This window comes from Vibrio sp. CUB2, assembly GCF_001557945.1.
GTDB lineage: Bacteria > Pseudomonadota > Gammaproteobacteria > Enterobacterales > Vibrionaceae > Vibrio > Vibrio owensii.
This window is the reverse complement of the sequence record NZ_LNRB01000038.1, coordinates 1-7,558: the sequence shown is the minus strand read 5'-3', so window position 1 is coordinate 7,558 and position 7,558 is coordinate 1. Positions and strand designations below refer to the sequence as shown.

Genomic DNA, 7,558 nt, shown 5'->3' with positions numbered 1-7,558 from the left:
ATACATTGGTTTCTCGTCAGTATGCCTCGTAGTATCGAGGTCACACCGGAGAGAGGAACGTTCCCCGCAAGCAAATGCATCGTGCGTCCTTTAGGAAAAGCCCTCACATAACACTCACCCTGCGGTAACCATTCATCTTGTATATGCGTAGAGCCAAGTTCGGTATCAATAATGTCATAGAGCGCACTCTTAGAACAAAGGATCATTGCAATCCAATTTGCTTCGAGTTTCGCCATTTGTGGTGAATACCCCAAATAAGTAATAAGAGACCGAATATATGCCCTTCTTCTTGAATACTCTTCGCTCTTCCAACGCTGCCCTGTTGTATAAAGAAAATTGATGATGTTATTTATATTTAGATTATTTAAATAATCATGAGTCACCATCTGAGTTAAATGAACATGATTAAAGGAATCAATCTTAACTTTTTTTTCTTCAAAACTGATCTCAAATCGATTTTCTTCAGTAGAAACTATCTGCCCATTTATTATTAAAGGTAAGTGTTTTTCCATATTAATAGCTTCTCTTTTGAATTTGAAAACACGGTAATGCTTAAGTTTTCAATTTAAAAGACAATTAATTTATTTTAATCAAACTCGCCAACTATCTAACGTAAATGATAATTATTATCATCAAGTTTAATTATAATGAAAGTTATTTACAACTAGAAAAAACACTAAACAAAGATCATTAATTCAGACACTTATACTACCTAACCAATCAATAACCTCCAGTAATTAAGAAATAGTATTTATAATTTATGCATAGACTTTTTAATGATGACTTAACACTACTCATAAAAGGTGAGTTTTTAAGGTAACTTAAAAATAAAACTTGCATAGCTACGCAGTTTTGGAACCAAGAAACTAGGCCACTTGAATACGTTGAGCGATTTGATCTAACTAATTTGGGTCAGAATGAGTCAGGCCAACCTATAGGATCTGACTAAACCTTGAAATTGAACAGCGACAATTTGCGCTCGTATTAAACCGAGTGTTCATTTTATATGGCGGCTTTGTTTTTGCTTACCAATTTCATAGATAATGTTAGCTTGAGCATCATACGTCTTAGGCACTGGTTGAACACCCTACGCTTTCTTTTGGTCTATCAAACCAAACTGCACATCTTTAACGGTGTAGTGTTTCAAGGAAAGTATCTTTCTTCACAATTTGCTCGACCGTGGATTGTTCAAAACGGTTTGGCAACTTTCCGTTTATTGTCACTTACAGGTTTAAGCCCTTGCTCACAGCCACATCAATGACTTGCTCTTTCAACTCCTTCGTACCATTGATTTCCACCACTCCAAACTTTTCGGCGGCCAGCGTTAGTGCGGCTGCGGCATGGTTAATGTCCGCTTGTTTGCTGTTCATAACGATCTTTTCACCGTCATCACGAAATACTTTGTCTCCTGTGTTCTTGTCAGAAAAGTCCACATAACATTTTGTGTCGTTCTTGCTCGCGACTAAGTCGTTCATGGTCAACGTGATCTGCGCAGCAGCCTCTCTCGCCTTCATGATGCGCTTAGCGCTCCGACGGCGCTAAAGTTCTCGTTGGCTGAAACGATAGCATTGTCTTTTGTCTCTGGTGCGCGGTGGCGCTCTCGTTCATGTAGTATCATAGGTAACTCTCCAATGTGCTCTTTACTTTGCAAGCGTTTAAGCAATCGGACATAGATAAACTAGCCTCGCGCCCAGTCAATACAAAGCAATTATGCTACCGCAACGTTGTTGGCTTACAAATGTCGTGGACCATCCATCGGATGTATTTCCTCTAGGACTAAGCTAAACGGAAGAAGAATGCAATTGTGAGACTCAGCTTCATGAGAACGCCCCAATATTTTAACAAAACAACAGCTTTAACCCCATAATAATTGGGGCTGCTCAAGTAACTCGATGTCTATAACTACTGGAAGGGATCAAAACAACGAATGACAATCATCCAAGATATAACAAGATTCTATTTGGTTGATTCACGAACAAAGTACCTGTTTGGTCTAATTTATTCTTGTGTTTGCTAATGCCTAGAAAACTTGTTGTTTTGAAGTGAAAATTATAGTTGAAACGCACAAATCAGGACTAAACATGCCTAATGGGATGGCTTATTTCTTTTCACGTTGTGAGATATTGACCATTTAATATAAAAATGAATAAATAAAAGTCATTAATTCATTATAAATCAACATATTAGTCATTTTCCTTTTGAATGAATTCCAGTTTTTCTATTCGACATCTTGTACAATCTATCGCCTCTTTTACTACAAAGTCATACTGTGTGTTTTGTAATTATTATGCGTTTACAAAACAAACCGAAAATATAATCAAACTGAAACAGCAACCTATATTGGCATTATTATCTTTAATGGGAATAATCCCAACTCGGTTCTTGTGAAGCTTAATATCTTATTAATCATCACCTTAAGTGGCGAATCACTTACAACAAGTTGAGATAAGGTGCATTGCCGCAACTTGTCTGATGGTTTAATGTCTTACGGAATTTTATAAAAACAATGAAAAATAGCGCCCTTGCCACTTTGATAGCCTATTTCTAACAGACTATCTTGTGCGCAAGAGGCAATAAAACACAACAACAAAAGTTTGGCTGTCTATGAAATCAATGATCCCTCGGCATCATCCAAAGACTTAACCCTAAGTCTCTCTGCTCTCAGCGTTTGCCCACGAGAGCATCTTAATTAAAAACGTTCAATTTCCGGTTGCGAATAAGTAATCGGAGGCTTGCTGCTTCCTGCAAGAAGCAAATAACTTCTCAAACCAAGGATAATTATATGAAGTTACGAAAATTGGTATTGGCGTGTGCCATTGCTTCCCCCTGTGTTAGTGCCTTTGAAGTTTGTAATATTGGTGACGAATACAACGTATTGGATCGTGATAGCTTCCACGATATACGTAAGTCAAACTACCGAAACTTCAGTGAAGACCTAACGCCAGAAGATTTATTTTTGTCTGCGCCAGAACACCACGCAGACGCTCGACCTTCGCTTGCTGAGGCAGATGAAGTTTTCCCAGAAACTGCATCTCTACTTGAGGTCGGCCCTGCCAATGTTGCCGTTCTAGAATCCGAAGAAGCGGCGAGCTTGCTTGCGACAATCGGACACTCGACGGCAGGTTTTGCCAAGGGCGCGATCGAAGCGTTAGGGCCAGTAGGCGATACCATTGCCGTGGGGTTGTGGGCAAATGATGTGGCTCAAGCCTTTGAAGATGAGACAAAAACGTCATACGACCGTTTTGCTACGGTAATGAGCCTGATTGACTGGTTTGGCGTTCTCAAGCTACCGGAGCGAGAAATTGATCGTAAGATCCTAACGGCTCGTTGGAATCGAGTTGCTACGGGCGATCATTATAGCTTTACCGTTCATGACGACATTGTCACTCAACAAGACAAAAAAGATAAGCAGCATTGGGCGGATCTTGCATCCGGTCAACAGCGCATGCTTGAAGCGCTGGCGAAGGGTTATGCCTCCGATGTAGCGCTTAAATATCAGCAGCATTATCAAGAAGCGTTAAAAGCACAAGCCGTGTTAGCAGAGACGTTGATTAACTCTGTCGAGACTGAAGTTCAGAAAGCCATTTTTAATAAGCTCGCGTTAGAAGGCGCGAATGCCAAACTGTTTGCCTCTGATCTTGCTTCAACTTGCCGCACAGAGATTGATGCGTTGCTGGCTTTGTACCCAGAGCAGGAAGAAAACAACAACCGCCCAATGTATATGCCATCGAAGCGAGAAGCTAATCGAGCACTAGCGCGCTTGCAGCATTGCCAACAAGACCATCTGGACTTGGCAGTGGCGGTGCTCGATGAACTTAGAAATGGGGAAGTGGAAGGCTTAGATCGTCAATCACTGCATCAACTTTACCGACAAGTTCTCAATTCGAAGATCAAAATCGTCGAGACCGCCAACGCCCAGCTTGATGTGCTTAGAGCCAAGTTAAAAGAAGAAATGTATGCAGAAGGCATGAATGCCATCGATCGTTTGTTTGATTCAGAAGCGGTTGCGAAAGCTCATCGCTATTTTAAAGACCAAGCGGATTATTTAGCGATAGATGAAATGTCTCGCAGTATTTTTGGGCGTCCAGCCACGGCTACTGAACGTCGTCAAAAGTACTTTGTTATTCAAGAAGGGTACGAGAAGTGTACTCGAATTGGAATACTTGGGGGGGACCCGAACTTCAGAGGGTGTACTGAGTACACGTGGATTCCTGCAGAGAAAGAGCATTATGACTCTGCAAAAGATGAAGTAGTTTCGCAGATGGTGATGCCAAATCGCGATGCGATCAAGCGTGTCTTTACACAATCTATGGATGAACTGATCAACGAAGGTTGGAGCTCTCAACATGAAGAGGCTTGGCTTGAGCAGCAGATCCTAAGCTTTTCCGACAAGCAACGCATCATCAGAACTGCAGAAGCTGACAAAGCACGAGTGATGCGTTGGATGTTTGATTCCAGTGCGGCACTGGAAGCTGAGTGTGGCGGTGGTAATGCTTGTGCCGCTTGGTCTCCTAGCTACCTAGCAAAAGAAAACCTATCTCGCGAATCGTCATTGCACCATATTGCTGATTGGCATGAAAGGAACAAAGACTCAGGGTATTACGTGCATTCAAAGCGCTTGGCAAAACTGGAAGGTTTTATTAGCTCGGCACTAGAGAGTGAATGGCAAGCAACACATGTTAACGGCTTCTATAGTTACCTATATCCGGGAAGCTTTGATCTCGATAAACATGCACCTTTAATTGCGTCAGCACTAAAGGCGTCCAACTTGAATACCAGCAATCTTGCGGCAGTATTACCGTTAGCGAAAAGCGTGGTAAAAAATCGTATTTTAGAAGCGATGAGCTTGGCTGACAGCAATGGTGAGGAATGGCTTGCTGCACAGCTTGGCGACTTCCAGAGATACATTGGTATTATCCATGCGCAGAATATTTCTACAGGCCACTACGCATCAGGAGAAATGGGGACGACTGCACTCCTATCTGAGCCATTACCTGCTCATCTACTGCGCTACATGACGTTGGACGTTTATTACAATATCGACGATAGCGACTCTGCATATTACTACCCAGCGAACAGTGGCGAAGACATGAGTTATGACGCGCGTCTACATGCATCTATCGATGGTTTGTTTAACGCTAATTCTGAATTGGGTAGAAAGATCGACCTGCTAGTTCAAGTAAATGACAACTTCACTAACCTACCGGGCAGAACTTGCATGATCATGTACCCGCAACTGAGAGATGCCTTGTTTAAGATCTCCGGTGATGAGTCAATGTATTGGTTAACCCCACTTTCTGATTGGTTTGACAGTGTGACTCGCCAACAGCTAGAGCTGTTTAGTGCGATTCGATTCGGAGTTATCAAGCAGAATGAGCTAAATATCTCCTGTGATTTAAGCCCAAATAACCCTAGATATTGGTAAAGGGAGGAACAGACTATGTTGAGAGTTATTTCACTCTGTTTTCTCTGTTTTAGCTTCGTCGCCCAGGCTGCGCCTTTTGATGCATTGAAAGCCCCTTTACGTAGCCAAGTGCAGGTCGATGAATTAGCGTCACAATTTTCTGATTGGGCGAAAGCTTCCAGTGGTTGGCGCTACAAATTGATGACGGCTAATGAAGCTGAAGCCTTGGAAGATTTTTCTGTTTCGGGTTATCAGCTTGCGAATGACTACTTGAGAGCTGCGGATACCTCCACTTGGGGGAGTTCGGGAAAAAGTGCAAGGAAGTTTATTAAGCAGGTTCGTAGTGCCATGAAAAAGCTGCCTCGTTACAAGGGGGTGACTTACCGTGGCGCGTGGGCAAAACAGTCTCTTTTGAACAAACTCCAAGTGGGGGATGTGGTGGTTGAGCCCGCGTTTACATCAAGCAGCACCATTCCTGAAGTAGCGAAGCGTTTCGCTGTTGTAAGGCCGAACTCTCCACAACCTCTACAGCGCGTGTTGTATGAAGTTCAAGTAAAGAGTAATGGTCGTGCGCTTGGCGGATTGTCTGAATTTGGTGGAGAAGCCGAGGTGTTGTTACCACCAAACACTTACTACAGAGTGACAAATATCGAATTGAGTAGAGGTTCTGCGATGGTGGCGCTAGAGACAGTTTCATCACATGAAACGACAACGGGAACAACATATAACCTCTATTCAGGTGAAGAGATAAACCATTCCTACTGGCGTTCTCTAGTCTGCAGTTAAGCTGGGAGCTTAATATGAAAAAAATGATTTTAGTCTTTTTACTGACTTTCTCGATTCACCATTTGGTGATGGCAGAAGATTTTGTAGAGTTTAAAGGACGGGATTTGTCACCAGTTCAACAAGAGCAGATGGCAGATGACCTGATGGATTGGTCTGTCGAGAATCACGCAAAGGCAGAGCAGAAGATGATTCCGGAAGAGTACTCAGCAATTAAACGTTACGGTCGTGTAGACCATGATGTTGTGAATGAGTACATGCGAGCTGGCGAACCCAAAGAGTTCTTGATGCAAGGATATGGAGAGGCGCTTAAAAGCCGTGTTTCTCATATGCGAAGTGCGATGAACAAGCTGCCAAACTATAAAGGCACGGTTTATCGGGGCTCATCCATTAAGAACAGCCTTCTGGAAAAGCTTAATGTTGGTGACATCTTACATGAAAAAGCCTTTCTATCGACTTCTACTATTCCAAGTGTCGCCAGAAACTTTTCCGCTTCTGGAGCATATGAGGGAGTGTCTGCGGCTCAGTTTAAAATTGAACTAAAGTCGTCTGGGCGGGCTATTAATGCTTATACATTCAAACCTTATGAAGCAGAAATTTTAGCGAAGCCAAATACGTATTTTCGTATTGAAGCGATTGAGAGAATTTCAGCAAACAAGAATTACATAAAATTGAGGGAGATAAAAAATCCTTCTAAATATCTAAAGGCTGAACCAGATATACATATTTACGATAGCTTTAGTGGAGATGAAGTGTCACTTCGAACCCGTTCAGCATTGTATTGTCTTTGATAGCCATTACCTCTCATGAAACCTTCATGAGAGGTATTATTTCTATTCATAAAAATCAATACCTTACCCTCTACCTACTGTTTAGGCTGATTTTTGCACAAAACTCGGTGGTTATTACGTTGAAGTATCTTGTAAACTAGAAGCTATATGATTTGCGACTGTGGGACGAGATCCAATATTGCATTTAACCATCGCACCGTCTCCGAAGGTGTTCATCCACGAGTAAAACCGTGGTTTTCTATATCTATAGAATAAACTTTAATCGTTAGCTTTAAAGAAATAATGGCTTTGTTGCTTAATTCGGTGGGAAGACATGGCAGCCTAAAGTTGTTCAGTTCTTAAGCAATATACTGAGTTTCAGGCATACCAAGTCCTGTAAGTTTGTTCAGCGCTTTGATCATTGCGTAAGTCTCGCCAACCTGAGCATTGTAATTTCTTAGGCTTAATTTCCCACCTAGCAGCTGTTTTACTCGGTACATTGCTGTCTCTGATAGTGAGCGCTTGTGATAGCCATACCGCTTTTTCCACTTCTTGTTGGAGCCGTAGAGCTTTTGACAACCTACTGCTAAATTGCGAGGGT

General features: G+C 42.1%; 5 protein-coding genes and 1 pseudogene. 3 read left to right on the top strand and 3 right to left on the bottom strand.

Features of this window, described 5'->3' with window-relative positions:
* Both ATB78_RS27290 and ATB78_RS30195 read right to left on the bottom strand, forming a co-directional pair.
* Positions 1-512, bottom strand: a 512-nt coding sequence (locus ATB78_RS27290; RefSeq protein ID WP_276280465.1) for an acyl-CoA reductase, incomplete at its 3' end; no start/stop codon positions are given.
* 711 nt (positions 513-1,223) lie between these two features.
* Positions 1,224-1,514 carry an LPD7 domain-containing protein gene (locus ATB78_RS30195; RefSeq protein ID WP_061011107.1) on the bottom strand — a complete coding sequence of 97 codons (291 nt, stop codon included), beginning with the start codon at positions 1,512-1,514 and terminating at the stop codon, positions 1,224-1,226.
* Between the two features lie 1,268 nt (positions 1,515-2,782).
* Here ATB78_RS30195 and ATB78_RS27280 point away from each other — a divergent pair.
* The 3 genes from ATB78_RS27280 to ATB78_RS27270 are packed head-to-tail and all read left to right on the top strand — an operon-like array spanning position 2,783 to position 6,978.
* Positions 2,783-5,425, top strand: coding sequence for a hypothetical protein (locus ATB78_RS27280; protein WP_061011106.1), 2,643 nt, complete (start codon positions 2,783-2,785; stop codon positions 5,423-5,425).
* Between the two features lie 15 nt (positions 5,426-5,440).
* Positions 5,441-6,190 carry an ADP-ribosyltransferase gene (locus ATB78_RS27275; RefSeq protein WP_061011105.1) on the top strand — a complete coding sequence of 250 codons (750 nt, stop codon included), beginning with the start codon at positions 5,441-5,443 and terminating at the stop codon, positions 6,188-6,190.
* Between the two features lie 14 nt (positions 6,191-6,204).
* Positions 6,205-6,978: an ADP-ribosyltransferase gene (locus ATB78_RS27270; RefSeq protein WP_061011104.1), complete on the top strand. Its 774-nt coding sequence runs from the start codon at positions 6,205-6,207 to the stop codon at positions 6,976-6,978.
* A 338-nt stretch (positions 6,979-7,316) separates the two neighbouring features.
* Here ATB78_RS27270 and ATB78_RS27265 read toward each other — a convergent pair.
* Positions 7,317-7,558, bottom strand: a pseudogene (locus ATB78_RS27265) (IS5/IS1182 family transposase); the annotation flags it as partial.

Excerpts from the sequence above, each read along its gene's own strand:
- ATB78_RS27275 (WP_061011105.1), top strand. The coding sequence starts at position 5,441 with ATGTTGAGAGTTATTTCACTCTGTTTTCTCTGTTTTAGCTTCGTCGCC.
- ATB78_RS30195 (WP_061011107.1), bottom strand. The coding sequence starts at position 1,514 with ATGAAGGCGAGAGAGGCTGCTGCGCAGATCACGTTGACCATGAACGAC.
- ATB78_RS27270 (WP_061011104.1), top strand. The coding sequence starts at position 6,205 with ATGAAAAAAATGATTTTAGTCTTTTTACTGACTTTCTCGATTCACCAT.
- ATB78_RS27280 (WP_061011106.1), top strand. The coding sequence starts at position 2,783 with ATGAAGTTACGAAAATTGGTATTGGCGTGTGCCATTGCTTCCCCCTGT.